At 41.2% G+C, this 2,361-nt stretch carries 1 protein-coding gene; it reads left to right on the top strand.

All coding sequences use genetic code 11. From position 1 onward, the window contains the following. The first annotated feature begins 607 nt into the window (after positions 1–607). Complete coding sequence (ltrA, locus tag MMB68_RS27425) at positions 608–2,257, top strand: group II intron reverse transcriptase/maturase (protein ID WP_272767055.1); 1,650 nt, start codon at positions 608–610, stop codon at positions 2,255–2,257. Positions 2,258–2,361 lie beyond the last annotated feature (104 nt).

Raw genomic sequence — 2,361 nt, 5'->3', positions numbered from 1 at the left:
CTTATGGTGCGACAAGAAGTCGCTTTCTTACAGTGTAGCTAATGCTACTCATCTAGACGCAAAGATGATCTCCATCCGAAACGGCATTCTTGGTAACGAGTCTGTCGGTTGCATGAGGAAATGCGGAAACAGAGGACAAATGCATGGTCCAGAATACTGCTAGGAGATGATAGGTATGGTAAACGAAAGTGAAGGTTTGTAAGCTTCGTCAAGATTAGCTCAAGATAATGCATAGACTAGCTTGGGTCTTGGCAAGAGGAAAAATAGAATCATAAGGCTATTCTGATGCGTCCCGCACCTTGCCCGGAGTAAAGAACCTACCTAACCCCATCGAATCTGAAGGAAGTGAAACTTGGTAAGCCCTATGTCATCTGCACTAGCAGTAGGATGACTGCAAAGTCAAACGATGTGGCAGAGGGTATGGGATACGAGAAAAAGCGAAAGCCGTTACTCTGAAAAGGGACAGGAAAGCAGAAACATTGTATAACTGGACGGATACTGTCGTCTTTATGGACAATGACAGGCTCGAAAGAGCGCCCACTTCTCGTTGGTCTTCAACACGAAAATAAATTTGTGGCTATCTTCTAGCGAAAAGGAGCGTGCTGTTATGAATACCTCTCCGCGAGCGTCGGCGCACGTCTCGCATAAAGATTGGTACTCTATTGATTGGAGTATTATACAAAAATATGTAACGAAGTTACGACAAAGAATTTATCGTGCCGAACAACAAAATCAGCAAAGAAAAGTAAGGAAGCTACAACGCTTACTCCTTCGGAGTAAAGCAAATCTACTGCTTTCTATTCGCAGAGTAACACAACAAAATAACGGTAAGCGAACACCTGGTGTAGACGGCTATATAGCCTCAAAACCAAGCGAACGTATCAAACTTTATCACCAATTAGTCAAATGTAATGTATTTCGACACTGTCCAAAGCCAGCAAAAAGAACGTTTATCCCGAAGAAAAACGGAAAGCTAAGACCCCTGGGCATCCCTACGATACGAGATCGAGTTTATCAAAACGTAGTCAAGAATGCACTCGAACCGCAATGGGAGGTCAAGTTTGAACCTACTTCCTACGGTTTTCGTCCTAAACGAAGCACACACGATGCGATAAGTAATCTTTTTAATAAGCTCAACACAAACAGTAAGAAGAAGTGGGTATTTGAGGGAGATTTTCTAGGATGCTTTGACCATCTTAATCATAAGTGGATAATTGAACAAACATCTATGTTTCCAGGAAACACTCTCATCAAAAGATGGCTTAAAATGGGCTACATAGAGCAGGATATGCTTCGTGCGACAACAGAAGGAACCCCTCAAGGGGGGATTGTGTCTCCCCTTCTAGCTAATATCGCCTTATGCGGTATGGAAGAAGAGATTGGTATTGTGTATAAAAAGACGTATAAACCAAACGGAGGATATAAAATCGACCCAAAATGCAAGGCAGGGCGTGTTCTCTACGCCGATGACTTCGTCATCGTAACGGAAACGAAGGAACAAGCTGAAAGTATGTATCAAAATCTAATTCCTTATTTACAAAAACGAGGAATTACACTCAGCGCCGATAAAACTAGGATTACACATATCGATAATGGGTTCGACTTTCTTGGCTTCTCGCTGCGTCAATACGAAACAGGACAAGGAAAGAAGTTATTCATTAAACCTAACAAAGATAGTATTAAGAAAGCTAAAAACAAGATAAAAGATACGTTCACAAGGATGAGAGGACGACCAGTAAAAGAAATTATACGTGTCTTAAATCCTATTATTAGAGGTTACGGACAGTATTGGAAACATGTCGTTTCCAAAAAGACGTTTAGTTATATGGACCATTATGTTTTCTCTAAGTTAATCAAGCATCTTAAACAATTACACCCAAAAAAGTCGTGGGAATGGATTACTAAGCGTTATTTTAAGAAACCCAACCACGGTGGAAATGATAAATGGACTCTCACCTGTCCACTTACTAATATTCAATTGTTGAAGATGGCCTGGATTAAAATAGAACGGCATGTAATGGTAGCCTATAAGAACAGTCCAGATGATCCGAACCTAAAAGAGTATTGGGAAAAGCGAGACCGTAAGGTCTTCGATAGCGAAAATACGCTAGACAGAATGAAACTCGCAAGAAAACAAGGTTATCGTTGTGCATTATGTAAATACACTCTACAAAATGGCGAAGAAGTTACAGTGCGAAACTTAGAAACTCCTATAGGTAAAGCTGCTAAATTAGTACATGTACCATGTATTAAATAAAGAAGTTGTTTTGATAAAAAGAAGGCTTGAGCCGTATGACGGGAAATCTGTCACGTACGGTTCTTAGGGGGGCGGGCGCTCGTGAGAGTGCCTGCCTACCCGAC

It is taken from the genome of Priestia sp. Y58 (assembly GCF_029522095.1).
Classification (GTDB): domain Bacteria; phylum Bacillota; class Bacilli; order Bacillales; family Bacillaceae_H; genus Priestia; species Priestia megaterium_E.
Note: the sequence above shows the minus strand (reverse complement) of the source record. Positions and strands in the feature narration are given on the sequence as shown.

Coding starts and splice junctions, on each gene's coding strand:
- ltrA (WP_272767055.1), top strand. CDS start 608: ATGAATACCTCTCCGCGAGCGTCGGCGCACGTCTCGCATAAAGATTGG.